At 65.6% G+C, this 24,344-nt stretch carries 23 protein-coding genes (1 of these 23 only partly in view); 13 read left to right on the top strand and 10 right to left on the bottom strand.

Annotation, left to right across the window (positions count from 1 at the left end; genetic code table 11):
• Positions 1-112: 112 nt before the first annotated feature.
• Positions 113-1,099 carry an aspartyl protease family protein gene (locus GGR44_RS11535; RefSeq protein WP_183955733.1) on the top strand — a complete coding sequence of 329 codons (987 nt, stop codon included), beginning with the start codon at positions 113-115 and terminating at the stop codon, positions 1,097-1,099.
• Here the strand turns inward: GGR44_RS11535 and trhO are convergent.
• Positions 1,060-1,914 carry an oxygen-dependent tRNA uridine(34) hydroxylase TrhO gene (gene trhO, locus GGR44_RS11530; RefSeq protein WP_183955732.1) on the bottom strand — a complete coding sequence of 285 codons (855 nt, stop codon included), beginning with the start codon at positions 1,912-1,914 and terminating at the stop codon, positions 1,060-1,062. The genes GGR44_RS11535 and trhO overlap by 40 nt on opposite strands.
• 65 nt (positions 1,915-1,979) lie before the next feature.
• Between trhO and pdeM the strand changes: the two genes are divergently transcribed.
• Positions 1,980-2,678: a ligase-associated DNA damage response endonuclease PdeM gene (gene pdeM / locus GGR44_RS11525; RefSeq protein ID WP_183955731.1), complete on the top strand. Its 699-nt coding sequence runs from the start codon at positions 1,980-1,982 to the stop codon at positions 2,676-2,678.
• 149 nt (positions 2,679-2,827) lie between these two features.
• Entirely contained in the window at positions 2,828-5,632 is a 2,805-nt protein-coding gene (locus GGR44_RS11520; protein WP_183955730.1) for a TonB-dependent receptor, read from the top strand.
• Positions 5,633-5,673: 41 nt separating this feature from the next.
• Here GGR44_RS11520 and GGR44_RS11515 read toward each other — a convergent pair whose 3' ends face one another.
• From GGR44_RS11515 to GGR44_RS11500, 4 genes are all read right to left on the bottom strand, one after another.
• Entirely contained in the window at positions 5,674-8,085 is a 2,412-nt protein-coding gene (locus GGR44_RS11515) for a ligase-associated DNA damage response DEXH box helicase (protein ID WP_183955729.1), read from the bottom strand.
• A 52-nt stretch (positions 8,086-8,137) separates the two neighbouring features.
• Complete coding sequence (locus GGR44_RS11510) at positions 8,138-8,797, bottom strand: M48 family metallopeptidase (RefSeq protein WP_183955906.1); 660 nt, start codon at positions 8,795-8,797, stop codon at positions 8,138-8,140.
• A gap of 88 nt (positions 8,798-8,885) precedes the next feature.
• On the bottom strand, positions 8,886-9,311 hold the full coding sequence (locus tag GGR44_RS11505; RefSeq protein ID WP_183955905.1) for a YcgN family cysteine cluster protein: 426 nt from the start codon (positions 9,309-9,311) through the stop codon (positions 8,886-8,888).
• Positions 9,308-9,949, bottom strand: coding sequence for an SCO family protein (locus tag GGR44_RS11500; protein WP_183955728.1), 642 nt, complete (start codon positions 9,947-9,949; stop codon positions 9,308-9,310). Before GGR44_RS11500 ends, GGR44_RS11505 begins: the two co-directional genes overlap by 4 nt.
• Positions 9,950-9,990: 41 nt before the next feature.
• On the opposite strand from GGR44_RS11500, the gene GGR44_RS11495 reads away from it, so the two are divergent.
• The 3 genes from GGR44_RS11495 to yczR all read left to right on the top strand — a co-directional run bounded on the left by GGR44_RS11495 (position 9,991) and on the right by yczR (position 12,593).
• Entirely contained in the window at positions 9,991-10,617 is a 627-nt protein-coding gene (locus GGR44_RS11495; RefSeq protein WP_183955904.1) for an ankyrin repeat domain-containing protein, read from the top strand.
• Positions 10,618-10,678: 61 nt separating this feature from the next.
• On the top strand, positions 10,679-11,008 hold the full coding sequence (locus tag GGR44_RS11490) for an antibiotic biosynthesis monooxygenase family protein (protein WP_183955727.1): 330 nt from the start codon (positions 10,679-10,681) through the stop codon (positions 11,006-11,008).
• 118 nt (positions 11,009-11,126) lie between these two features.
• On the top strand, positions 11,127-12,593 hold the full coding sequence (gene yczR / locus GGR44_RS11485; RefSeq protein WP_183955726.1) for a MocR-like transcription factor YczR: 1,467 nt from the start codon (positions 11,127-11,129) through the stop codon (positions 12,591-12,593).
• A 65-nt stretch (positions 12,594-12,658) separates the two neighbouring features.
• Here the strand turns inward: yczR and ppa are convergent, their stop codons facing one another.
• Both ppa and GGR44_RS11475 read right to left on the bottom strand, forming a co-directional pair.
• A complete protein-coding gene (ppa, locus tag GGR44_RS11480) occupies positions 12,659-13,201 on the bottom strand; it encodes an inorganic diphosphatase (RefSeq protein ID WP_183955725.1) in 543 nt (180 codons plus the stop codon).
• Positions 13,202-13,238: 37 nt separating this feature from the next.
• Positions 13,239-15,170: a M61 family metallopeptidase gene (locus tag GGR44_RS11475; protein ID WP_183955724.1), complete on the bottom strand. Its 1,932-nt coding sequence runs from the start codon at positions 15,168-15,170 to the stop codon at positions 13,239-13,241.
• Between the two features lie 145 nt (positions 15,171-15,315).
• On the opposite strand from GGR44_RS11475, the gene hisS reads away from it, so the two are divergent.
• The 6 genes from hisS (at position 15,316) to GGR44_RS11445 (ending at position 22,750) form a co-directional block, all read left to right on the top strand.
• Entirely contained in the window at positions 15,316-16,629 is a 1,314-nt protein-coding gene (hisS, locus tag GGR44_RS11470; protein WP_183955723.1) for a histidine--tRNA ligase, read from the top strand.
• Positions 16,629-17,720: a peptide chain release factor 1 gene (gene prfA / locus GGR44_RS11465; protein WP_183955722.1), complete on the top strand. Its 1,092-nt coding sequence runs from the start codon at positions 16,629-16,631 to the stop codon at positions 17,718-17,720. Before hisS ends, prfA begins: the two co-directional genes overlap by 1 nt.
• 2 nt (positions 17,721-17,722) lie before the next feature.
• On the top strand, positions 17,723-18,553 hold the full coding sequence (prmC, locus tag GGR44_RS11460) for a peptide chain release factor N(5)-glutamine methyltransferase (protein ID WP_425511319.1): 831 nt from the start codon (positions 17,723-17,725) through the stop codon (positions 18,551-18,553).
• 320 nt (positions 18,554-18,873) lie between these two features.
• Complete coding sequence (locus tag GGR44_RS11455) at positions 18,874-19,656, top strand: DUF4167 domain-containing protein (RefSeq protein WP_183955720.1); 783 nt, start codon at positions 18,874-18,876, stop codon at positions 19,654-19,656.
• Positions 19,657-19,797: 141 nt separating this feature from the next.
• Positions 19,798-21,183 carry a DUF4139 domain-containing protein gene (locus GGR44_RS11450; protein WP_183955719.1) on the top strand — a complete coding sequence of 462 codons (1,386 nt, stop codon included), beginning with the start codon at positions 19,798-19,800 and terminating at the stop codon, positions 21,181-21,183.
• 43 nt (positions 21,184-21,226) lie between these two features.
• Positions 21,227-22,750 (top strand): DUF4139 domain-containing protein, encoded by a 1,524-nt coding sequence (locus GGR44_RS11445; protein ID WP_221214363.1) that lies wholly within the window; start codon positions 21,227-21,229, stop codon positions 22,748-22,750.
• Between the two features lie 3 nt (positions 22,751-22,753).
• On the opposite strand, the gene GGR44_RS11440 is transcribed toward GGR44_RS11445, so the two are convergent.
• Positions 22,754-23,140: an acyl-CoA thioesterase gene (locus GGR44_RS11440; RefSeq protein WP_183955718.1), complete on the bottom strand. Its 387-nt coding sequence runs from the start codon at positions 23,138-23,140 to the stop codon at positions 22,754-22,756.
• Positions 23,130-23,429, bottom strand: a complete 300-nt coding sequence (locus GGR44_RS11435) for a hypothetical protein (RefSeq protein WP_183955717.1) — start codon at positions 23,427-23,429, stop codon at positions 23,130-23,132. The genes GGR44_RS11440 and GGR44_RS11435 overlap by 11 nt, the downstream gene beginning before the upstream one ends.
• A 77-nt stretch (positions 23,430-23,506) precedes the next feature.
• On the opposite strand from GGR44_RS11435, the gene GGR44_RS11430 reads away from it, so the two are divergent.
• The gene (locus GGR44_RS11430) at positions 23,507-23,935 is read left to right on the top strand and encodes a CBS domain-containing protein (RefSeq protein ID WP_183955716.1); all 429 of its coding nucleotides are present in this window, start codon (positions 23,507-23,509) and stop codon (positions 23,933-23,935) included.
• 19 nt (positions 23,936-23,954) lie between these two features.
• Here the strand turns inward: GGR44_RS11430 and GGR44_RS11425 are convergent, their stop codons facing one another.
• Positions 23,955-24,344: the 3' end of a lipopolysaccharide biosynthesis protein gene (locus tag GGR44_RS11425; protein WP_183955715.1), read on the bottom strand. It continues 1,098 nt past the right edge of the window; 390 of the gene's 1,488 nt are visible here — the last part of the coding sequence; its start codon lies off the right edge, out of view; the stop codon is at positions 23,955-23,957.

Here is a 24,344-nt window from a genome sequence, read left to right as displayed (position 1 = left end):
GGCAAGTCAAGGCGGCGTTCCCGATCCGCCGTGGCGCGCGCGCCCCGCGATGGACCGCATAGGTCGGTTCATGCTATGAACGCCGCCAAAGCGATATTTGGGGAGGTGCGCCATGCGTTGGGTCGGAACCTTGCTGACAGCCCTTCTGGCGGGGGCTGCGACCGCCTCCGCCCAGCCCATGGCGCAGGCCGGGCAGGTCGATGCCGCTGTTCATGACGAAGAGGAAGCCGCTTCGGTCGTTCGCACTGGCCCGCCGGCGCAGCAGCGGGTGACCATCCCCGTGCAGATCGGCGATCATGGCCCCTGGCATTTCATCATCGACACCGGCTCGCAGCGCACGGTTGTATCCCGTGCGCTGGTCGACCGGCTGACCTTGCGCCCCAATCAGACGGTGACGGTGCTGTCCATGGCGGGCAGGGCGCAGGTGGACAGCGTCGAGTTGCCGCCCATCGCCTTTGGCGCGGGGCCCATCAAGGATATTCAGGCGCCGGTTCTGGATGAGGAGCATCTGGGGGCGCCGGGGCTGCTGGGTCTGGACGGGCTTCAATCCAAGCGTTTGTTGATGGATTTCCGGGTCGGACGGATGACGATCAGCTCCAGCCGCAAGCAGATCTACAATGATCCCGACACGATCGTGGTCGAAGCGAGACGACGCAACGGCCAGTTGATCCTGCTCAATTCCCAGGTGGAGGGGATGAGCGTCAACATCATTCTGGACACCGGCACCGATTTCAGTGTCGGCAACATGGCGCTGTTCGAAAAGTTGACGAAGCGCGGCCGGGCCCCCACCCTCATCCCGGCGACCTTGACCAGCGTGACCGGCGATCCCTTGCACGGCCTTGTCGGGCGTATCCGCAAGATGCGCATGGGGAGCGTCACCCTGCGCGATCTGCCGGTGCTGTTTGCCGACGCACGCCCGTTCAAGGAGCTGAAACTGGACGACAAACCCGCCCTGCTGCTGGGCATCAGCGCGCTGCGCGTATTCGACCGGGTGGCGATTGATTTCGGGCGGGGCAGGGTCGATTTCCTGCTGCCCGATCAGGGCGCGCGCGGCGATGTTCAACTGGTCGCCGTGCCGGGGGCGCCGCCGCCGTCCTGACCGGCGGCGCATTGATGCGGCCCGTCCACGGCATAGGGATGGCCGCAGCCCGCGCACATGCGATGGCGGCCCGGGGCCAGCCCGTGGGTGACCGCGACCCTTTCGTCAAACACGAAGCAATCGCCGCGCCACAGGCTGTCGGCTGGCGGCATGTCCTCCAGATAGCGCAATATGCCGCCTTTCAGGTGATAGACCTGTTCGAAACCGCGCGCCTTGACCAGGGCGGTCGATTTTTCGCAGCGTATGCCGCCGGTGCAGAACATGGCGATCTTAGGCCGCCGCCCCTGCGCCGTCCATTGTTCCGCCTGTGCGTCGAACCAGGCGGGAAAGTCGCGAAAGCGGCGCGTGCCGGGGTCGAGCGCGCGCTCGAAACTGCCGATCGCAACCTCATAGTCATTACGGGTGTCGATCACCACCACATCGGGATCGGCGATCAGCGCGTTCCATTCCGATGGTTCCACGTGAAACCCGGCGCGCCTTGCGGGATCGAGATCGCCCGCGCCCAATGTGACGATCTCCGCCTTCACCTTCACCTTCATCCGGCCAAAGGGCATGGTGGGCGCATGGGCATATTTGACGTCCATGTCGGCGCATCCCGGCAGCGCGCGGATCGCCGCAATCAGTGCGTCGATGCCCGCCGCCGATCCCGCGACCGTGCCATTGATCCCTTCGCTGGCAAGGATCAGCGTGCCTTTGATCGCCAGATCGTCGCATCGGGCGCGCAATCGCTCGGCGACATCCTCCGGCGCGTCGAACGCGGCGAAGCAGTAAAGCGCGGCGATGGTCAGGTCGGTGGTCTGGTCCGGGAGCGTCATGGCGCGCCTATACGCCCCCCGGCGCACTCTTGCCAGCGTCGGGCGTCGCGCCCATAGGGGAAGCCATGGTTCCCCTTTCGTTCGCGGATCAATCCTTTCTGGCGCTGTCCGAAGCGGCGCTCTACTGGCCAGCGCGGCGGGCTTTGCTGGTCGCCGACCTGCATTTCGAAAAGGCGAGCTGGTATGCGCGCTTCGGCCAGTTCCTGCCGCCGCATGATAGCCAGGCGACGCTGGATGCGTTGATCGGGTTGATCGAGCGGACGGGCGCGCGTGCGGTTTTTTCGCTGGGCGACGCCTTTCACGACTCCGGTGCGGCCGAACGACTGGCGCGGCCCGTGCGCGAAGGGTTGGCCGCGCTGATGAAGCGGGTCGATTGGACTTGGATTTCGGGCAATCACGACGCCATGCTGGCGGGCGGCCTGCCCGGCGGCATGGCGGTCGAAGCAATGCTGGTCGATGGCATCCAATTGCGCCACGAGGCGCGGGCGGACGACGCCAGGCCCGAAATTTCAGGGCATTTCCATCCCAAATTTCGGCTGTCGGTGCGGGGACGCCCGGTGGCGCGACGCTGTTTCGTGCGGGGGCGGAGCAAGCTGATTCTGCCCGCTTTTGGCGCCATGACCGGGGGGCTGGATGCCGCCGATACGGCCATCGCCGCCGCCGTCGGCCCGGATGCGCGCGCTTTGGTGGTCGCCGGCGAGAAACTCTTGCAATTTCCTCTCCAGCAGGAGACGTTACGGAAACGGCAATTTAAGAGTTGCTGATTTAGCACAGCGCGACAAAAAGGGGGGTCGTCGCCATGCTCTGTTCCGCAGATTTCCTAGCTTCTCTTGCCATTTCGCGGGTGTGGCATCATAAACATGCATCGCTAGACCGACGTGAAAAAATATCACGCGGCAGGAGAGGACAGTCCATGACCAACAAACCGATTTTGCTGGCTTCCGTGTGCGCTTTCATCCTGGCTGGAGCGGCGACGCCCACCATGGCGCAGGACGCAGCGCCCCAGGGCGCAGAGCAGGCTCCGGCTGAAGACGACGTCATCATCATCACCGCCACGCGCCGCGCCAGCCCGCTGTCGGACGTGCCGATCGCGGTCTCTGCGGTGACCGCCCAGTCGATGCAGAATAGCGGCGCAAGCGACATCCGCACCCTCAACCAGCTTGCGCCTTCGCTGCTGGTGTCGTCCACCGGCTCTGAAGCCAACGGGTCGGCCCGCATTCGCGGCATCGGCACGGTCGGCGACAATCCGGGCCTCGAAAGCTCGGTCGCGGTGTTCATCGACGGCGTCTATCGTTCGCGCACGGGCGCTGGCCTCAACGAACTGGGCGAGATCGAGCGGGTAGAGGTGCTGCGCGGTCCGCAGGGCACCTTGTTCGGCCGCAACGCCTCTGCGGGCCTGCTCAACATCGTCAGCAAGAAGCCGGAATTCACCTTTGGCGCCAAGGGGGAAGTTACCTACGGCAATTATGACTATTGGCGGCTGGCGGGCCGTGTGACCGGTCCGCTCTCCGAAAGCATCGCGATGAGCCTGGACGGCGTCTGGTCCAGGCGCGACGGCTTCTTCGACCTTGTCGATGCGGCAGGCGAAAAGGTCGGCGATACCAATGATCGCGACCGCCTGTTCCTGCGCGGCCAGACCTTGTTCGAGCCGAGCGACGCGCTGTCGATCCGCCTGATCGCCGACTATACCAAGCGCGACGAAAGCTGTTGCGGCGCGGCCTATATCGAAACGCGCGAGCGGCTGCCCAACGGCGCCGGCGCTTATACGACCGCTTCTTTCAACCGCATCGCCGCGATCATGGCCGGACAGGCTGGCCCGATCCCCGCCGATCCCTATGACCGCGAATTGCGGATCACGCCGGGCCGCGACTATGTGTCGAAGCTGCGCGACTGGGGCGTTTCGGGCGAGATCAACTATGATCTGGGCGGCGCGAAGCTGACCAGCATCACCGCCTATCGCGATTACAAATCCCGCGACTATGGCGATTATGACTATAATGCCGCCGACCTGCTCTATCGCGATCCCGGCACGTTCCGCCAGTTCCGCACCTTCACGCAGGAATTGCGTGTGCAGGGGTCGGCCTTCAACAATATGCTTGACTGGCTGGTGGGCGGCTATTTCGCCCATGAAAAGCTGACCTTGCAGGATAATATCCGCTTCGGCGCCGATTATGGCCGTTTCGCCGCCTGCCGCCTGATGGCGGGTTCGGCCGCGACCAGCAATTTCACCCAGGCGCAACTGGCCGCCTGCGGCAATGGCCTCGCCACCGCGCCGCTGATCGCGGGGACGCAGGCAAGGCTGAACGCCGCGCTGAACGCCGCCTTCCTGGGCGCCGGATTGCCCGCACCCGTCGCGGCGGCGCAGGCGGGGGCGATCTCCACAGGGCTGGGCAATGGCCTGACCGCGCTGGCGGCGATCCCGTCGGGCACGGGGGATGTCGGCTCGCGCTATTATCAGACCAGCAAGAACTGGGCGCTCTTCACCCATAATATCGTGCATGTCACCGACACGCTCGATGTCACGCTGGGCCTGCGCTACACCCATGAAAGCAAGCGGTTTTCCGCCGACCTCAATAACAATAACGCGACCTGCGCGGCGTTGCAGTCCTCCGCCCTGCCCGGCCTCGCCACCAACCCGCAACTGGGCAGCGCCGCGGCGCTGGCGGGCGGCATCCTGACGCTGGGCTGCCTTGGCAACGGGTCGACCACGCTCAACGCGCTCGACCTTAACGACAAGGTTGGCGACGGCGAATTTTCCGGCACGGCGGTGGTGTCGTGGAAGCCGATCAACAGCCTGCTCGTCTATGGCAGCTATTCGCGCGGCTATAAGGCGGGCGGCTATAATCTCGATCGCTTCCAGCTTGGCAATACCGGCCTCAACGCCATCCCCTCCGTATTCTCGCCGCGCAGCAATGCCGATGTCGCATCCCTGCGGTTCGCGGCGGAAACCGTCGACGCCTTTGAAGTGGGCCTGAAATACACCCAGCCCAAATGGAGCGCGAACATCGCCGCCTTCCGTCAGGAATTCAGCAATTTCCAGCTCAACACCTTCAACGGCACCAGCTTTATCGTTCAGAATATCAATGGTTGCGACAGCGCTCTGTCGGCGACCCGCGCCTGCGCCAGCGGCGATGTCGGCCCCGGCCTCATCAGCCAGGGCGTGGAACTGGAGCTGACCGCATCGCCCGCGCGCAATGTGCGGGTGTCGGGCGGCTTCACCTATGCCCGCGCCAAATTCGCCAATCGGCTGGTGGGCAGCGGCGACGGCAGCGTGCCGCTTGATCCGGCCCTGTTCCTGCTGCCCGGCTCCATTAACTCCAACGCGCCGCAGGTGGTGACCACCGCCAGCTTCGCCTGGACGCCGGAAATCGGGTCTTCGGGCCTGTCCGCTCTCTTCTATGTCGATGGCCGCATGACCGGCGATTATAATACAGGTTCGGACCTGTTCCCCGAAAAGGTGCAGGACGGCTATGCCGTGGTCAACGCCCGCGTCGGTATCCGCGGCAAGGATCAGCGCTGGGCGATCGAGCTGTGGGGGCAGAATATCTTCAACCAGGATTATACCCAGGTCGCCTTCTCCAGCCCGCTCCAGTCGAGCAGCCCGTCGACATCGACGACTGGCCAGTTCGCTGGCGGCGCGCCGATGGCGAACCAGCTCATCTCCGCCTATCTGGCGGAGCCGCGCACATGGGGCATCACCCTGCGCGGCCAGTTCTGACCTGATCCGATCCGCGCCGGGGGGGCAAAAGCCGGCGCGGATCAATCGGCGCGCATCGCCTGCGCGATCAGCGCCTCCGCCTCGATCAGCAGCGCGTCGTCGACATCATGCTGCGCCACCTGTTCCCGCCCGATCAGGATCAGCACGGGCACGGCCAGCGGACTGACCCGGTCCAGCGCCTTCACCACCATCGTTCCCGCCGCCCGGTCAATGAGGTCACCCAGACGCCCGACATCGGTCATCCGCGCCCGCGCATCGGCCCATGCGGCCTTCAGCAGCATGTGGCCCGGCTCATATTTGCGCAGCACGTCATAGATGAGGTCGGTGGAAAAGGTCACCTGCCGCCCGGTCTTGCGCTTGCCGGGATGCTGCCGCTCGATCAGCCCGGAAATCACCGCCACGTCGCGGAAGGCGCGCCTGAGCAGGCTTGATTCCTCCACCCATTCGACAAATTCATGGTCCAATATGTCGGGCGTGAACAGGCTGGCCGGATCGGTCACGGGCTTGAGGCCGTAAATGGCGAGCGCATAGTCGTTCGACACGAAGCCCATGGGCATCAACCCCTGCGCATTCATCCGCCGGGTCAGCAGCATGCCCAGCGACTGGTGCGCGTTCCACCCTTCGAAACTGTAGCAGACCATATAATGCCGCCCTTCATGGGGGAAGGTTTCGACCAGCAATTGCCCCGGTTGCGGCAGCACCGACCGATATTGCTGCATGTTGAGCCATTCGCGCACATCGTCGGGAAAGCGGCGCCATTGCCCGGGATCGGCCAGAAAACGCCGCACCCGGTCGGCCAGCCGCGTCGACATCGCCATGCGCGTGCCGCCCCAACTGGGGATGCGCGCCGACCGGCTGGTCGCTCGCACGGTCAGGTCGGCGCTGTCCATCCGTACCACTTCGACCGCCATGCCGGAAAAGAAGAAGCAGTCGCCCGGCCGCAGCGTGGCGGCGAACATCTCCTCCACCGTGCCCAGTTTTCGCCCATTGGCGAAGCGCACCGCGAGCGCGGGCTGATCGACGATGATCCCCGCGTTCAGCCGGTGCTGCTGCACGAAGCGCGGATGGCTGACCCGCCATGCGCCGTCCGCCTCCTGGGTCAGCCGCTGGAAACGGTCATAGGCGCGCAGGGCATAGCCGCCGCCCGCGATGAACTGCACCACATGGGCGAAGGCTTCGGCGGAGAGGTCGGCATAGGGCAGAGCCGAACGGATTTCGGCCAGCATGTCCTCCTCGTGGAAGGGCGCGGCGCAGGCCATGGCCATGACATGCTGGGCCAGCACGTCGAGGCCGCCGGGGCGAAAATCGTCGGCGTCGCGTTCCCCAGCCTCGACGGCATCCAAAGCGGCGCGCGCCTCCAGATATTCGAAGCGGTTGCCGGGAATCAGGATCGCCTCGCTCGGCATGTCGAGCCGGTGATTGGCGCGGCCGATCCGCTGCAACAGGCGCGAGCTGCCCTTGGGCGCCCCCATCTGGATGACGCAGTCGACATCGCCCCAATCGACGCCGAGGTCCAGCGAAGCGGTGGCGACCAGCGCGCGCAGCCGCCCCTCCGCCATCGCTCCCTCGACCTTGCGTCGCGCCTCCACCGACAGGCTGCCATGATGGATGGCGATGGGCAGGTTGGCGTCGTTGACCGACCAGAGTTCCTGAAAGATGAGTTCAGCCAGCCCCCGCGTGTTGCAGAAGACCAGGGTCGTGCGCCGCCGCGCGATCTCGGCCATCACCTGGCCTGCGGCATATTTGCCCGAATGGCCTGACCATGGCACCCGGCCTTCTGGGATCAATATTGCGACATTGGGATCGGCCCCCGCCTCCCCCATCACCGCCTCCACCGATTCGATGGCGGCATGGGGGGCCAGCCAGGCGCGATAGGCGTCGGCATCGGCGACCGTTGCTGAGAGGGCGACGCGGCGCAGGCCGGGGTTGATGGCCTGCAACCGCGCCATCGACAGTGCCAGCAGGTCGCCCCGCTTCTGCGTGGCGAAGGCATGGACTTCATCAATGATGATGGTCCGCAGATCGGCGAACAGCAGGAAACTGTCTTCATGCGATAGCAACAGCGACAGCGATTCGGGCGTGGTGAGCAATATCTGCGGCGGACGCACACGTTGGCGTGCCTTGCGATCGGCAGGGGTGTCGCCGGTGCGGGTTTCGACGCGGATGGGCAGGCTCATCTGGGCGATGGGGTCGAGCAGGTTGCGCCGCACGTCGACGGCCAGCGCCTTCAAGGGCGAGACATAGAGGGTGTGCAGCCCGTCGGTCGGTCGTTCGATCAGGTCGGTCAGAGTCGGCAGGAACCCGGCCAGTGTCTTGCCCGCCCCGGTTGGCGCGACCAGCAGCGCATGGCGGCCGGCCCGCGCCGCCGCCAGCATCGCCATCTGGTGCCGTCGCGGCGACCATCCGCGGGCGGCGAACCAGCCGGTTATGGACGGGGGAAGTTGGGCGGTCACGGTCCTTCATTTAGGGCGCGTGATCCCGCGATGCCATGGGCGTGGTGGGAACTCACCCGATGCGATGCAGCGCCGCGCCGTGCGCCTTCAGCCAGGCGCGCGCCGGCCTCGGGTCAGCGCCCAATATGCGGGCATGGGCGGCGTGGAAGGCGGGGCTGTGATCCATGTGGAGCAGGTGCGCGAGTTCATGCGCCACGGTCGACCGGCGTATGTCGGGCGGGGCGAGGATCAGCCGCCAGCTGTAGCGGATGGACCCGTCCGACGAGCAGCTGCCCCAGCGCGAACGCGGGTCGCCAATGCCGATTCGCGCGACGGCCAGGCCATGGCGGGCGGCAAGGTCGCGCGTGTCCGCCTCCAGCGCAGCCAGCGCGCGCGCCTTCAACCAGCGCAGCACGCGTGGGCCGACCGACTCGGCCGCCCCGCCGACGATCAGCCTGTCCGCGTCCAGCATCATCTGGCGTGGCGCGTCGGCGCGCCAGATGATGCGCACGTCCCTGCCTTCCAATGGAAAGACCGCGCCATCGGCCAGCACCACGCCCGCCGGGCGGGCGGCCATCTGTTCGCGGACCCAGGCTTCATGCTGCCCTGCCCACGCCAGCGCCTTGGCCAGCGAGGCGCGGGTGGGCAGTGACAGGCGCAATTCGCCGCGCGCATGGTCGACCGACAGGCGATAGCTGCGCGCCCGGGCCGACCGGCGCACCCGCACCGGCATGGCGGCGCCGTCGATGGTCAACAGGGGCGTCTGTTCAGCTGTTCCGCCGCGCCTCAGCGCGCGCGCCAGCCGGGCAAAGCCGCCGGGTTCAGATTTCCCGGTCGACAAGATGATGTTCCCAATCGCCGGCGTCCGTCTCCGCCACGGTCCAGCCGCGGACCGACTGGCCGGCGCGGTGAACGGCTTCGCGGTCGCCGCTCACCAGATAATGCCAGTCGGGCAACGGTTCCCCCGCCGCGCGCAGGCGATAAGCGCAGGTGCGCGGCAGCCAGGTGATGCTGCGCGTCTTTTCGGGCGTCAGTTGTACGCAATCGGGCACGAAATTACGCCGCTTGCGATAATTGGTGCAGCGCCCGCTTTGCCGGTCGAGCAGACGGCAGGCGACATTGGTGGGATAGATGCGGCCGGTATCCTCATCCTCGGCCTTGTGCAGGCAGCATTTGCCGCAACCGTCGCAGAGCGCCTCCCACTGTTGGCGGTTCAGCGTATCGAGCGGCTGTTCCCAGAAATTCATTTCACCCATTTCGCCAGAAAGGCGGCGACCTGATCGGGCGCGCCATCGTCCTGCGGCGTCCCCGGATCGTCGACCGGCACCAGCGCGATCGGCAGGCCATCGGGCCCGAACAGATAAGGCGTGCGGCTGTGGTTGACGAGATAGCCGCTCGCGCCCTTGCTCTCCTCTTTGCCGTAAAGGACGGCGAAATCCTTCGCCACCGTGGCGATGGCGTCGGGCGTTCCGGTCAGGCCGATGAGGCGCGGGTGGAAGGCTGCGACATAGGTTTTGAGGACGGCCGGCGAATCGCGTTCCGGGTCGACGCTGATCAGCATCGGTTGCACCCTGGCGGCGAGCGCGGGGCTCGCCTTTTCGAACCGGGCAAAGCCCTGCATGATCCTGTTGAGGTCGGTCGGGCAGATGTCGGGGCAATAGGTGTAACCAAAATAGACAAGTCGATACTGGCCCTTGAAATCGTTCCAGCGACGGGTTTTGCCATCCTGATTCGTCAGGGTGAAGGGGCCGCCGATGCGGGCGCCGGCCAGATCGCCCTGCTGGCTTGATGCGTCGCCGCCCGCCCCCATATTGCAGGCGGAAAGCAGGGCAAGGACCGGCAGGATGGCGGAAAAAAGGGCTTTGTTCATGGCGCATCCAGCCATGCCCTGCTAAAGGCCGATTTGCAAATATAACGGGGCGAATGATGAAGCAGGGACGGTTTTCGGCTTTGGTGCGTGCGGCGCTGCTGGCGGCGATGACGGTTCCCGCCATGGCGTTGCCTGCGCCGGCGATGGCGCAGTTTTCCGATGCCTATAATTTCCTGAAGGCGGTCAAGGATCGCGACGGCGAGAAAGCGACTACGCTGCTCCAAAAGCCCGGTTCGACCGTCATCAACAGCCGCGACATCACCACTGGCGAAAATGCCCTGCATCTGGTGATCGCCCGGCGTGATGCGACCTGGCTCAGCTTCCTTCTGAGCAAGGGCGCCAATCCCAACCTCACTGACAATAGCGGCAATACGCCGCTGATGCGCGCAGTGCAGGGCCGGTTCGAAGATGGCGTCACCCTTTTGCTGAGCGTCGGCGCACAGGTCGACAAGACCAATGACAGCGGCGAAACGCCGCTGATCCGCGCAGTGCAGTTACGCGATGTCGGCCTCGTCCGCCTGCTGGTGGCGAAAGGGGCCAATCCCGACAAGCGCGACACCATCGCGGGCATGTCGGCCCGCGATTATGCCCAGCGCGACGGCCGCACGCCCGGCCTGGTCGAGGCGCTGAGCGCGGCCAAGCCCGCCGCGCCCAAGGGGCCGGTGCAAGGCCCGGTGTTCTGACTTTCGGCCGCCGCCGGACCTTTCCCCAGCCCGCCGCGTTGTCGCTGGCGGGAGAAGCATCATGTTTGTCGCCGTTTATGGCTGGTTCGTGCATCCGGGCAAGGAAGCGCAGTTTCGCGCCGCCTGGCGCCGGGGCACGGAACTGATCCGCGCCCGTTATGGCAGTCTTGGCTCGCGCCTGCACCGCGAAGAGCGCAGCGATGGCCGCATCCGCTTCATCGGTGTCGCCGAATGGCCGGACAGGGCCGCATGGCAGGCCGCTTTCGACGCCAAAATGGTCTATGACGAACCGGCCACCCGCGCCGCCTTTGTCGATGCCATCGAAGACAGCCCGCCCGAGCCGCTGTTGCTGATGGAAGTGGCGGAGGATATGCTGGATCGGACCGGTTGAGCGACGGCTGATGCCTTTTTGGTGATATTGGACTGGCAAATGGCCTTGTTCTCCTGTGACATGGGCCTGCAGCTTCGATAAGTGGACTGCACAGCCACCCAAGATCGGGAATGCCGCCATGTCCACCACCTCTGCCCTGCGCCCGCCTTCGCTCATCCGCCTGCTCGGCGCATGGCGCGCCGCCGACAGCGGCGAACCCGCCTATCGCCAGCTGGCGCAGGCGCTGCGGATGCTGGTGCTCGACGGGCGGATCGCGCTCAACGTCCGGCTGCCCGGCGAACGGGAACTGGCCGCCGCGCTGGGGCTCAGCCGCACCACCATCGCCGCCGCCTTCGACCGGCTTCGCGATGAAGGCTATCTGGAAAGCCGCCAGGGATCGGGCAGCGTCACCCGCATGCCCCCCGGCGGCACGCGCCCCGATGCGACCGAGCCGGACGGACCGGTCGGCGACAATGTGCTGAACTGGACCCATGCCGCGCTGCCCGCGGCGGACGCGGTCGGCGGCGCCTATCAGGCGGCGCTGGCGGAACTGCCCGGCTGGTTCGGCGACATTGGCTATGAGCCGCTGGGCCTGATGCCGCTGCGTCAGGCGGTGGCCGACCATTTCACCCGCCGGGGATGCCCGACCGGGCCGAATCAGGTCATGGTGACCAACGGGGCGCAGCATGGCTTTTCGTTGCTGCTGCGGCTGCTGGCCGGGCCGGGCGACCGGGCGGTGATCGACCATCCGACCTATCATAATGCGATACTGGCTTTGCAGCGCGCCCATGTCGTGCCGGTGCCCGTGGGTCTGCCGGTGCGGGGATGGGATGTCGACGCGATGGAGGCGGCGTTCCGCCAGACCTCGCCGCGCTTTGCCTATGTCATCGCCGATTTCCACAATCCCACCGGGCGCTGCATGGATCCGGCGACGCGGCGCGCACTGGTCGCGGCGTCGCAGCGCAACCACACACCGCTGATCGTCGACGAAACCATGGTCGCGATGGGGCTGGAGGGCGTCGCTCCGCCGCCCGTCGCCGTGCACGATCCACAGGGGCGCAATGTCATCACACTGGGATCGGCCAGTAAAATCTATTGGGGCGGATTGCGCGTCGGCTGGATTCGCGCCGATCCGCAGACCATCGCCGCGCTGGGCCGCATTCGCACCACGCTGGATATGGCGAGCCCCGTGCTCGACCAGCTGGTCGTCGCTCGGCTGATGATGGACGGCGTGGGGCTGGGCGACCGGGCGCTGATGCTGCGCAACCGGCGCGATCACCTGATGGCGGAACTGGAGCGGCAACTGCCCCATTGGCGGGTGGAGGCGCCCGTCGGCGGCCTGTCGCTATGGGCGCAACTGCCCCGGCCGGAGGCGACGGCGCTGGCGGCGCTGGCCGAAAGCCATGGCGTGCGCATCGCGCCGGGGCCGCGATTCGGCGTCAACGGCGCGTTCGAACGCTTCCTGCGCCTGCCTTTCACACTTTCCGAAGCGATGCTGACCGGCGCGGTCGAGCGACTGGCGGAGGCCGACGCGCGCCTGCATGTGCGGCGGCCGCGCGCGCGCGATCCGCTGGCGCTGGCGCTGGAGGCCGACCGATTGATCTGAGGATGAAAAAAAGGCCGCCCGGAACCAACCGGACGGCCCTTTTTCCCTGTTCTGCAAAGCGCGCCTTACGCCGCCTTCTTTCCCGCCTTGTAGCGGTCGATGGCTTCCATCGTGATGCGCTTGGCGTCTTCCGCCCCGCCCCAGGTGCCGATGCGCACCCACTTGGTCTTTTCCAGATCCTTATAGTGGGTGAAGAAATGTTCGATCTGCTCCATCACGATGCCGGGCAGGTCGTCCTTCTCGTCCACATCGGAATAATAGGGGAAGGTCTTGTTGTCGGGCACGCAGACCAGCTTTTCGTCGCCGCCCGCTTCGTCTTCCAGATTGAGCACCGCGATCGGGCGGGCGCGCACGACCGAACCGGGCACGAAGGGCGACCGGGCGATGACCAGCGCGTCCAGCGGATCGCCATCGGGCGACAGCGTGTGCGGCACAAAGCCATAGTTCGCCGGATAGCGCATCGGCGTGTGCAGGATGCGGTCCACGAACAGGGCGCCCGACGCCTTGTCGAATTCATATTTCACCGGCTCGCCGCCGACCGGCACTTCGATGATGACGTTCAGGCTGTTGGGCGGATCGTCGCCGACCGGGATCAGTTCGATGTTCATGGATGGGCCCTTTAAAATGCGTTGTTGCGCGGGTGGTTCATGTTCTCGGTTTCAGCAACCGGTCCAGGCTGCCTTCGCCCTCTCCTGTCTTTTCGAGGCGCGGATAGCGCAGCCCACCCGAATAATCGAGGGTCAAAGTGCGGTAATATTTGTCCTGCTTTAGGATGAGCTGAACCGGCCTGGCGGGATCTTTCGCCGCGGTGATCGCGGCCTTGAGCACGTCGCCCGAATATTCGTCTCTATTCACCGCGATGATCTTCGTGCCCGTGGCCAGCCCCGCCTTGAACGCTGCGCTGTCCCAGATCACGCTGCTGATCTCGCCGTCATTCTTGACGATCAGGCCGACGCCGAAACTCTGGTCGACCATCTTCTGTGCGCCTTCGGCCGCCTTGGTGATGGCGCCGGGTTCTTCGCGATAGACCAGGCTGTATCCGCCCAGGGTCAAGCCGCCCTTGGGCGTTTCGCGCGTCGGCGTGTCGACATATTTGTGGAAGAAGCCCGCCCAGTCGTAGGGAGCGACGCCGTTCAGCGTGTCGATCAGTTCCTTGCGATCATAGGTCACCTGGCCCCAGTCGCCCGGCTTGATGCCGAAGAAGGCCCTGGCGAAATCGTCGAGGCCTTTCGTGCCGCGCGTCGCCTTGCCGATGATGGCGTCGGCCTCCAGCCACATCATCAGCCCTTCGTTATAATAATCCTCCGACCGCTGCCAGCTGGTCCAACCCTTGGGCCGGCGGGCGGAAATGATGGGATCATGGGTGGTGTCCTCCAGCGGCCGCCATTCGCGGCCCTTGGCGGTGTCGAGCCGCGCGGCGATATGCGCATAGGCGTCCAGCGTCTCCTGTTTGGTGAACAGGCCCGACCGCGCGCCCAGCACATAGCCCCAGAATTGCGTCTGCCCTTCATAGACCCACAGCAGATTGTCCTGCATCGGCGTGCGGAAATCGGGCGTCCACAAAAGGTTCGGGCGGCGGAACTTGCCGTCCCAGCTATGGGTGAATTCATGCGGAAGAAGGTTGCGGTCGAGCAGCGCATCGCCCTTGTCCCAGCTTTTGAAATAGCCCGGCTCCACCTGATTTTCGGAAGACCGATGATGTTCCAGGCCAATACCGCCCATTTCGTCGGTGATGGCGAGCAGGAAATCATAATGGTCGAAATGATAGGCGGCAAACAGCTTGCCCGCTTCGGCCACCAGCTTCCTGTGCTTCGCCATCTGGTCGGGCTTGAAATCCAGTTCGTCGGCATCGTCCGCCACGATGTTCAGCGTTACGTTGCCGCCCAGGTCCACCGCCTTGAAATGGGCGCCGGCAAAGACGGGCGAGTCCTGCAACGCTTCATAATCGATGACCTCATAGGCGACGCTGTCGCCGGTGCGGGCGCCGCGCAGCGCTGTCGCCGCCTGCCAACCGGCGGGATATTTGACGGTCGCCTGGACGGGGATCTGCCGGGTGTAATAGCCGGCCGGATAAAGCGAGACCGATTCCCACTGGATGTTCAGCATCTTGGGCGTCACCACCACGCGACCCTGATTGGGCTGGGTGGCGGACAGGAACTGGAACTGGGCGACGATGCTGGTCGCGCCCTGCGGCACGTCGATGTTGAAGGCATAGACGTTCAACGGATCGCGGACCCAGCTGACCGGCTTGCCGTCGGCGGTGATGGTGAGGCCAGCGAGCTTTTCGATCTGCCCGCGCGGCGCATGATTGCCCGGCAGCCATTGCGGCATCAGCAGGGTCATCGGCCCGGCTTGCGCCACGGGGATGGTTTCCTTCACGCGCAGGATGCGCTGCACCATGTCGGTTGCGTCGACCTCCAGCCGGATGGTGCCGCCCGGATAGGGCGCGTCCTTCGGCGCGGGGGTGGCGTCGTTCACTGGCAGGGCGGTCGGCTTCGACCGGATCGCCTCCTGCGCGGCGAGCGGGCCGGCGATGGCGGTCGAAAGGATAAGGGCGGCAGCAAGGCTGCGGATCATGGGCTGTTTCTCCGAAAGACGGTGTCGGCCGGACGGCCATATGCGTCATAAGATGGCGGCGCGGATCGCGCCCGTCCACCCCCCTTGGACCCCGACCAAAAAGCGCGTTTCCTTAAGGTGGAATTGCCGCTAAAGGCGCTGTCCCATGGCAAAAATCGAAACGCCGCGGCCGGTGCGCGGCACACAGGATATGCTGGGCGGCACGCCTGAAGCCTTTGCGGAACGCTTCGCCCATGTCGTCGCGACATTCGACCGGGTGCGCCGCCTCTACGGTTTCCAACGGGTGGAAGTGCCTGTGTTCGAACAGACGGCGGTGTTCGCCCGGTCGCTGGGTGAAAGCACCGACGTCGTGTCGAAGGAAATGTACACGTTTACGGATCGCGGCGGCGACAGCATCACCCTGCGCCCCGAATTCACCGCCGGGATCAGCCGCGCCTATATCACCGAAGGCTGGCAGCAATATGCGCCGCTGAAGGTCGCGACCCACGGCCCGCTGTTCCGCTATGAACGGCCGCAAAAGGGCCGGTTCCGCCAGTTCCACCAGCTCGACGCCGAAATCATCGGCGCGGCCGAGCCGGGCGCGGACGTGGAATTGCTGGTGATGGCCGACCAGTTGCTGAAGGAACTGGGCATCAGCGAAGGCGTGACCCTGACGCTCAATACGCTGGGCGACGCGGAAAGCCGCGAAGCCTGGCGCGCGGCGCTGGTCGCCCATTTCATGGGCCATCGCGACCAGTTGTCGGAGGAAAGCGTTGACCGGCTGGCGCGCAACCCGCTGCGCATATTGGACAGCAAAGACCCGCGCGACCGCCCGGTCGCCGACAGCGCGCCGGACATCGACGCCTATCTGACTGACGAGGCGCGCGGCTTTTTCGAGAAGGTGACGGCGGGCCTCGACGCGGCGGGCGTCGCGTGGGAACGCAACCCCCGGCTGGTGCGCGGCCTCGACTATTATCGCCACACCGCGTTCGAATTCGTGACCGATCGGCTTGGCGCGCAGGGCACGGTGCTGGGCGGCGGGCGCTATGATGGCCTGATCGAGAATCTGGGCGGGCCGAGCACGCCCGCTGTCGGCTGGGCGGCGGGGATCGAGCGGCTGGCGATGCTGGTGGAGGTTCTGGAGATAGAGGCCACGGAGTTGGTCATGCTACCAGACTCCGACGAGGATGTGCACGCAGCCATATTTATTCAGTCGGTTCTGAGGCGGGCAGGCCTTCGATGCGATATGGCGTTTAGCGGTTCGTCCAAGAAGCGTTACGACAAGGCAAAGCGAAGTTCAGCATATCGCGGTCTGACGATTAGCTCTGCTGACACCGAGGCGTTCGCTGTCATAAGGTTGCGGGATTTGAAAGCAGGAGCGCCGCCCGTTCGCAAAAGGCTGCGTACAGCCTTAGACTCTGCATTTTCGTGGACTGAGAATGCTGAAACGCGCGAGTTTACGCTGGTCAGAAAGTTCTAATGCACATTTCCGCCGAACGCATCGCGCAGATCGAGGCGCGCAAGGATGAGGTGCAGGCGTCGATGACGCGCGCCGACCTTGCCCCCGATGCGTTTGTACGGCTGTCGAAGGAATATGCGGAAATCGAACCGGTCGCCCGCGCCGCGCATGAAGTGCGGCGCTTGCGGCAGGAGCTGATGGCGCTGGAGACCATGGCCGGGGGCGATGATCCCGATGCCGACGCCGCCATGCGCGCCATGGCGCAGGAGGAGATGCAGCTCCTCAAAGCCCAGCTTCCCGCCGCAGAGCGGGCGCTGGCGCTGCAATTGCTGCCCCGCGACGCTGCCGATGCCCGGCCCGCCATGCTGGAAATCCGCGCGGGGACCGGCGGCGACGAAGCGGCCCTGTTCGCGGGCGACCTGTTCCGCATGTATCAACGCTATGCCGACGCCCAGGGCTGGAAGATGGAGCTGATCTCCGCCAATGCGTCGGAACAGGGCGGCTACAAGGAAATCGTCGCCAGCATCAACGGCGTGGGCGTGTTCGCGAAGCTGAAGTTCGAAAGCGGCGTCCACCGGGTGCAGCGCGTGCCCGTCACCGAAAGCGGCGGGCGAATCCACACCAGCGCCGCGACCGTCGCGGTGCTGCCCGAACCGGAGGAAGTCGATGTCCAGATCGCCGACTCCGACCTCAAGATCGACATCTACCGCGCCTCGGGCGCGGGCGGGCAGCATGTCAACACCACCGACAGCGCGGTGCGCATCACCCATTTGCCCAGCGGCATCGTGGTGACGCAGCAGGACGAACGCTCGCAGCACAAGAACAAGGCGAAGGCGATGCAGGTGCTGCGCGCGCGCCTCTATGAGGCGGAGCGCGAACGCGCCCACAGCGAACAGGCGGGCGCGAGGCGGGCCATGGTGGGATCGGGCGACCGGTCCGAACGCATCCGAACCTATAATTTCCCGCAAGGGCGCGTGACCGACCACCGCATCAACCTGACCCTCCACCGCCTGCCCGAAATATTGGAAGGGCCGGGCCTCGCCGAAGTCATCGACGCGCTGGTGGCCGAGGATGAAGCCGCGCGTCTGGCGCAACTGGACGGGGTGGGGTGAACATCCCTGATCTGCTGCGCGAAGCCGCCGCGCGGTTGTCGGGCGGCAGCGATACGGCGCGGCTGGACGCTGAACTGCTGATGGCCCATGCGCTGGGCATCGGCCGGGCCGACATGCTGATGCGCCAGCGCGATCTTGATCCGCCCGATGGTTTCGCCGCGCTGGTGGAGCGGCGCGCGGGCGGGGAGCCGCTGGCCTATATCACCGGTAGCCGCGATTTCTGGACGATCACCCTGGCGGTCACCCCCGCCGTGCTGATCCCGCGCCCCGACAGCGAAACGCTGATCGAGGCGGCGGTCGATCATTTCGCGGGCACGGCCGGGCCGTCGCGCATATTGGATTTGGGTGTGGGGTCGGGCGCATTGCTGCTCGCGGCGCTCGACCAGTGGCCCGTCGCGACCGGCATCGGCGTCGACATGTCGGACGCGGCGCTGGGTGTCGCGCGCGCCAATGCTGTGGCGCTGGGCATGGCGGATCGCGCCGACATGCGGACCGGCGACTGGGCGGCGGGGATAGAGGAGCGGTTCGACCTGATCCTCGCCAACCCGCCCTATATCGTCGCGGACGCGGTCCTGGCCCGCGATGTGATCGACCATGAACCCCATGGCGCGCTGTTCGCCGGGGCGGACGGGCTCGACAATTATCGCCGCATCGCCCCTGCCCTGCCCCGCCTGCTGACGCCCGGCGGCATGGCCGCGATAGAGATCGGTTATGACCAGAGCGAGAGCGTTGGCGCCCTGCTGGCGGCGCAGGGCCTGTCGGTCGCCATGCGCCGCGACCTTGGCGGGCATGTGCGCTGCCTGATCGCGCGGCTGGCGGCGGACCCGGCGTGAACTTTGGTGCGGCTTTTCCGCGTGCAAGCGAAAATCGCTTGGTTTATGGGGCGCAAGCGTCTAAATGAGAATTGAACAATGGTTTCGCGCGTGAAGGGTTGCTTTGGCCGCCGCCTGTAAGAACCATTGTTTCAAGCTCCTGAAAGTCATGACGGCGCTGCTGTCCGGCGCCTCTGGCAGCAATGGGCATGGTTGGTGCGCTTGTCGCCGCCAACCTGACCGGCGGAGCCGTGCACGCGGCCGATATGGCCGTGTTTGGGGAAGACGACTGAACATGATGTTCCAGTGAACAGGGCTTCAGTGAAGACAAGGACGACGTCTTGATCAACAACAGGCAGGCCGGCCGCCGCAATCGCGGCCGGAACAACGGACGCCCCAACAATACTGGCCGGGGCGGTGGCGACAATGGCAACCGGATCGACAACCGCGCCCGGGGCAACGCCGCGCAGCTTCTGGAAAAATACAAGAATATGGCGCGCGATGCCCAGATGGCGGGCGACCGGGTGAACGCCGAATATTATCTGCAGTTCGCTGACCATTATTTCCGCGTGCTGGCCGACAATCGCGCCCGGCAGGAAGAACAGCAGCAGCGCTATCGCCCGGCCGGCGACAATTTCGACGATGATGCCGACGATTTCGATGTCATGGACGATCAGGGCGATGAGGGCCGCGACAACCGCGTCGAGCGTCAGGATCGTGGCGAGGATCGTGGCAATCGTCTCCGTCAGGACCGTGGCGACCGCCAGGATCGGCAGGACCGCCGGGAACGGAGCGACCGCAATGATCGCCAGCGTCCCGACCGGCAACAGGACCGTCCGGTTGCGGCGGAGGAGCAGGCCGATGACGCGCCGGTAAACGCGCAGGTGCCCGCCGAACCCGCGCCGCATGCTGAGGAAGCTCCCCGCCCGCGTCGTGGTCGCCCGCGCAAGGCCGCCGCGTCGGTAAGCACTGACGACGGCGAAGCGACCGGCCTTGACCTCGCCGTGCTGCCGCCTTCCATCGCCCGCGCGGAAAAGGATGAGGTGGAAGCCGAACCTGCGCCGCGCAAGCGCACCCGTCGTCCCCGCGCGGCGGCAAGCGAGGCCACCGAAGCCGCCGAATGAAGGCGCAGGCGGGCCAAGTGATTGGACGCCATGGAATGAAAAGGGGGCCTTCTTTGTGGAGCGCCCCTTTTTTCATGTCTTTTCAACATCACAATGCTGCGCCACAAGAAGTGTCGGACGATGATGATGAGAGGACGACCGATGAAGCGCGCTTTTCTGTGGGTTGTGGCTGCCTTGGCCCCGTCGTCCGGTATCGCCGTCGCCCAGACAGGCGGATCAGCGCAGGGCGCGGTCGCCGTCACCATCTATAATAACGGCCTGTCGATGGTGGAGGATGTCCGGCCCCTTTCCGTCCCGGCCGGGACGAGCCGTATCGAATTTCCCGATGTGTCGGCGCAGATTCGGCCCGAAACGGTCACTCTGTCCGGCCCCGGCCTGTCGATCGTCGAACAGAATTTCGATTATGACCTGCTGTCGCCCGACAAGCTGATGGACAAGGCGGTCGGGCAGGATGTCACCCTGATCCGCACCAATCCCGCGACCGGCGCTGAAACGCGGGAGCGCGCGCGAATATTGGCCGCCAATGGCGGCATCGTCATGCAGATCGGCGAGCGTATCGAGGTGCTGCGCGACGATGGCCTGCCCGTGCGCGTCGTGTTCGACCGGGTGCCGCCCAATTTGCGCGCGCGCCCCACATTGTCGGTGACGGTCAACGCCGCGCGCGGCGGCCCGGTGCCCGCGCGCCTTTCCTATCTGACGCCGAACATGGGGTGGACCGCAGATTATGTCGCGCTGTTCGACGCGGCGAAGGGCGCGATGGACATGCAGGGCTGGGTCACGCTGACCAACAACACCGGCACGACATTCGCCGATGCCCGCACCTTGCTGGTCGCGGGCAATCCCGCGCGCGGCGGCGGGCGCACAAGCTGGCAATTCCCCAGCGGGGCGATGGACGCGGCGGGAACGGAGAGCGGCCCGCGCGAGCGGTTGGGCGACTATTATCTCTATCCCCTGCCTGACCGCACGACCATCGCCAACGCGCAGCAGAAACAGGTTAGCTTCCTCGACGTGAAGGGCGCGCCCGCGCGCGCGACCTATGAATATGTAAATGGCTGGCTGGCGAGTTCCAATGATCCGATGAGCGCGGCGAGCGTGCTCAAATTCTCCACCTCGAAAAATGGCGGCCTGGGCGATCAACTGCCCGCAGGCACCATCCGCGTCTATATGCGCGATGCGCGCGGCGACCCCCAGTTCATCGGTGAAAACCGGATCGATCATACGCCCATGGGGTCGTCCATGGCGCTGCGGACGGGCGACGCCTTTGACGTGAAGGTGCGGGCTACCGTCGAGCAGCGCACGAAGAAGGGTGGTTCGCGCTGGGAAACGCGCATGCGCTACACCATCACCAACGCCCGGCCCGAAACGGTGAGCGTCGACCTGGCGCAGGACGGGCTGTGGGGCGATGTCCGTGTGCTGGCGCAAAGCCTGGAGGGCAAGCGGGTGTCGGCCGACCGGATGGAATGGAGCGTGCCGGTGGCCGCCAACGGATCGACCGACCTGATCGTCACATTTGAATCGCGTTACTGATCGCGCGGGCGCGAACGTGCGGCGGCTGATCCTTCTTATCCTGATGCTGGCGGCGGGGCTGGCGGCCCCGGCGCGGGGCGGAACCGTGCGATCGGAAAAGATCGATTCGGTGTCGGTCACCGTCTATCGCGCGCCATGGCGCGGCAAGGGGCCGATCAACCGGAACTGGCCGCAGGGCTATGCGCTGATCCATGAAATCCGAACGGTCTACCTGCCGCAGGGCGAATCGGTGGTGCGGTTTGAAGGCGTGGCCGAGGGACTGTTGCCCGAAACCGCCGTCCTCTCCGGCATGCCCGGCGGGGTGCGGGAAAAGAATCGCGACGCCCGGCTGCTGTCGCCTGGCGGGCTGGTCGACGCCTATCTGAAACGCAGCGTCACCCTGCGCCGCACCGATCGCGCGACCGGCAAGGTGACGCAGCAGGACGCGATCATCAGCGCCGGGCCGACCGGCGGCGTCATCGTCCAGACCGCGCAGGGTTATGAGGCGCTGGGGTGCAGCGGCCTGCCCGAACGGATGCTGTATAAGGAAGTGCCGGTCGACCTGTCGCCGCGCCCGACATTGTCGGCCATCATCCGCAGCGACCGGGCGCGCAAGGCGCGGGTGGAACTCACTTATCTGGCCGAAGGATTCGACTGGTCCGCCAACTATGTGGCCGACCGGGGCAGCGATCCGGGGCGGATGGACCTGATGGCCTGGCTGACGGTCGCCAATGGCGGGGTGACGGGCTTTCCCGACGCGCAGCTCAATGTCATCGCCGGGCAGCCCCATCGCGCGCCGCGCGCTTTCGACACGCGCGCGGAGATCAAGCCGCTGCATCTGAGTTGCTGGCCGATGGACATCACCAGCACCCATCCGGCCTGGGGGCTGGTGCCGCCCAATCTGCCCGAGCCGATGATGGCGGATGGCGCGCAGGAAATCATCGTCACGGCGCAACGGAGGTCGCGCGCCTATGCCATGGCACCACCTCCGCCACCCCCGCCGCCGCCTCCGGTGATGGCGGTGCAGGAGGATCTGGGCGATCTCAAATTCTATCGCGTGCCGGTGCGCGTCAACATATCGGCGCAGGCGCAGAAACAGGTGACCTTGCTCAGCCAGTCCGGGGTGAAGGTGGAGACGCTCTATGCCGATCGCCTCGATGATGGCGACGGCTCGCGGCCGATGACGATCCGCCTGCGGGTGCAGAACCGGAAGGAGGACGGGCTCGGCCTGCCGCTGCCATCGGGCAGCGCGGCTGTGTTCGAACGGGTTGGCGACGCGCGCCTCTATGTCGGAGAAGCCGATATCGGCGACAAGGCGGTGGGCGAGCGCGTCGATTATGACATCGGCCAAAGCAACGACGTGCAGATCACCTCGCGTCGAATCGTTCAATCAGACAAGCGGGCCGACTGGAGCATTGAGGTCAGCAACGCCCGCCCCTTCCCGGTTGTCGCGGAAATCACATTGCTTCCGGACATCACCCCGGAGCCCGAAGGGATGGAACGGCGCGGCAACAACTGGATATTGCGGCTCGACGTCCCGGCCAACGGCACGGCCGCTTACAGTTTTAGCCGGAAATTGCGGCCCTGAACCCTATTTTTCGGGAAGCGGCCGGGGCCGGTGATTCTCGTCCAGCGCAACGAAAGTGAAGAGACCCTCGGTCAGCGGTATCTTTTCCTCATCCACGCCGCGAGTCGCGATGACGGCGATTCGAATGGCCAGCGACGTGCGCCCGCGCCGTTCGACCCAGGCGTAAACCGACACCAGATCCTGCAGCAGCATCGGCGCGATAAACTCCATGCGGTCGACAGCGACCGTCGCCACCGCGCCCCGCGCCTCCCGCTGGGCGACGATGCCGCTGGCAATGTCCATCTGGCTCAATATCCAGCCGCCGAAGATGTGACCGTTGGCATTGATGTCGCGCGGTTGCGGCACGACCCGCAAGATGGGCTCCCGCCCCTTCACGTTATCAATCGTCAAGCGGCACCTCTTCTTTCAGCCGGTCCATTACCTGCTCATCATGTCCCGTGCCCGCCGACAGGAAGGCGAGCGCCATCAATCCGGTGCCCAGCATGAAGGTCAGCCAGACGCCCAGAGTCGTCGCGATGATCATGTGGATGGGCAGCGGCCCCGCCCATATCCAAAGCGCCAGCAAGGCCGCGCCGACGCAGACCGTGCCGCCCAGCGCCATCCATCCCATCAGCCGGCGGAAGCGCCGCCAGGCGGTCGCCGCAATCTGCGGATCGTCGAGGGCAAATTTGCGAGTCATCTCTTTTCTTTGGGGTGCGAAAGTGGGATCATCAAGGACAGAGACAAAATGTCCACAAAATCCAAAGGAGGATGCCCATGACCATAGCTGAGATTTTGAAAGGCAAGGGCGACGAGGTTGTCCATGTCCACGCCCATGAAAGCGTTCATTCGGTCGTCCGCCTGCTGGCGGAACGGCGCATCGGTTGCGTGCCAGTGGTCGATAATGATCGGGTGGTCGGCATTTTTTCGGAACGCGACCTTGTCTATCGCGTGGCGAGCGAAGGGGCCGCTGTGCTGGATCGTCCGGTCAGCGCTCTGATGACCGCGCCTGCCATCACGATTTCGCCCGAAACGCCGGTGCTGCACGGCCTTTCGATGATGACGAAGCGCCGCATCCGCCATCTGCCGGTGGTCGTTGACGAAAGGCTGGTCGGCCTCGTTTCGATCGGCGATCTGGTGAAATACCGGATCGAACGCATCGAATCGGAAGCTGAATCGCTGCGCACCTACATCCAGAGCGTCTGAAAAGGCGGGCGCGGGCCGATCAGGCGGGCGCCTGCTCCGGCGGGGCGCGCCGAATCACCAGACGGAACAGTTCCGCCAGCGATTCGCGCGCCACGATCATCAGCGCGGCCAGAAAGAACAGGCCGCCCGCCGGCACCAGAACGCCTAGCCGGACCGGGGCGGGCAGGGGCGGAAGCTGCGAATCGAGCGCCATCACGCCGAACGACATCAGCACCGAGCAAATGATGCCCGGCGCGGCTGCACGAACGAGGTCCAGCAGGCCAAGACCCATGGGTGCGCCAGCCAGGCGCGCCGTCGCCAGGGTGAGCAGCGGAAAGGCGCCGAGCCACGCCCAGGCGAGGCCGATCGCGCCGAACTGAATCCCGATCAGGAAAGACAGCGGCATCAAGATCGCGCCGATGGCGGAGAT

Origin of the sequence: Sphingobium fontiphilum (genome assembly GCF_014196635.1) — a bacterium.
GTDB lineage: Bacteria > Pseudomonadota > Alphaproteobacteria > Sphingomonadales > Sphingomonadaceae > Sphingobium > Sphingobium fontiphilum.
Note: the sequence above shows the minus strand (reverse complement) of the source record. Positions and strands in the feature narration are given on the sequence as shown.

Excerpts from the sequence above, each read along its gene's own strand:
- yczR (WP_183955726.1), top strand. The coding sequence starts at position 11,127 with ATGTCCACCACCTCTGCCCTGCGCCCGCCTTCGCTCATCCGCCTGCTC.
- hisS (WP_183955723.1), top strand. The coding sequence starts at position 15,316 with ATGGCAAAAATCGAAACGCCGCGGCCGGTGCGCGGCACACAGGATATG.
- ppa (WP_183955725.1), bottom strand. The coding sequence starts at position 13,201 with ATGAACATCGAACTGATCCCGGTCGGCGACGATCCGCCCAACAGCCTG.
- GGR44_RS11445 (WP_221214363.1), top strand. The coding sequence starts at position 21,227 with ATGCTGGCGGCGGGGCTGGCGGCCCCGGCGCGGGGCGGAACCGTGCGA.
- GGR44_RS11490 (WP_183955727.1), top strand. The coding sequence starts at position 10,679 with ATGTTTGTCGCCGTTTATGGCTGGTTCGTGCATCCGGGCAAGGAAGCG.
- GGR44_RS11535 (WP_183955733.1), top strand. The coding sequence starts at position 113 with ATGCGTTGGGTCGGAACCTTGCTGACAGCCCTTCTGGCGGGGGCTGCG.
- GGR44_RS11430 (WP_183955716.1), top strand. The coding sequence starts at position 23,507 with ATGACCATAGCTGAGATTTTGAAAGGCAAGGGCGACGAGGTTGTCCAT.
- GGR44_RS11505 (WP_183955905.1), bottom strand. The coding sequence starts at position 9,311 with ATGAATTTCTGGGAACAGCCGCTCGATACGCTGAACCGCCAACAGTGG.
- prfA (WP_183955722.1), top strand. The coding sequence starts at position 16,629 with ATGCACATTTCCGCCGAACGCATCGCGCAGATCGAGGCGCGCAAGGAT.
- GGR44_RS11520 (WP_183955730.1), top strand. The coding sequence starts at position 2,828 with ATGACCAACAAACCGATTTTGCTGGCTTCCGTGTGCGCTTTCATCCTG.
- GGR44_RS11475 (WP_183955724.1), bottom strand. The coding sequence starts at position 15,170 with ATGATCCGCAGCCTTGCTGCCGCCCTTATCCTTTCGACCGCCATCGCC.
- GGR44_RS11500 (WP_183955728.1), bottom strand. The coding sequence starts at position 9,949 with ATGGCTGGATGCGCCATGAACAAAGCCCTTTTTTCCGCCATCCTGCCG.
- GGR44_RS11435 (WP_183955717.1), bottom strand. The coding sequence starts at position 23,429 with ATGACTCGCAAATTTGCCCTCGACGATCCGCAGATTGCGGCGACCGCC.
- GGR44_RS11510 (WP_183955906.1), bottom strand. The coding sequence starts at position 8,797 with ATGCCGGTGCGGGTGCGCCGGTCGGCCCGGGCGCGCAGCTATCGCCTG.
- GGR44_RS11495 (WP_183955904.1), top strand. The coding sequence starts at position 9,991 with ATGAAGCAGGGACGGTTTTCGGCTTTGGTGCGTGCGGCGCTGCTGGCG.
- trhO (WP_183955732.1), bottom strand. The coding sequence starts at position 1,914 with ATGACGCTCCCGGACCAGACCACCGACCTGACCATCGCCGCGCTTTAC.
- GGR44_RS11450 (WP_183955719.1), top strand. The coding sequence starts at position 19,798 with ATGAAGCGCGCTTTTCTGTGGGTTGTGGCTGCCTTGGCCCCGTCGTCC.
- pdeM (WP_183955731.1), top strand. The coding sequence starts at position 1,980 with ATGGTTCCCCTTTCGTTCGCGGATCAATCCTTTCTGGCGCTGTCCGAA.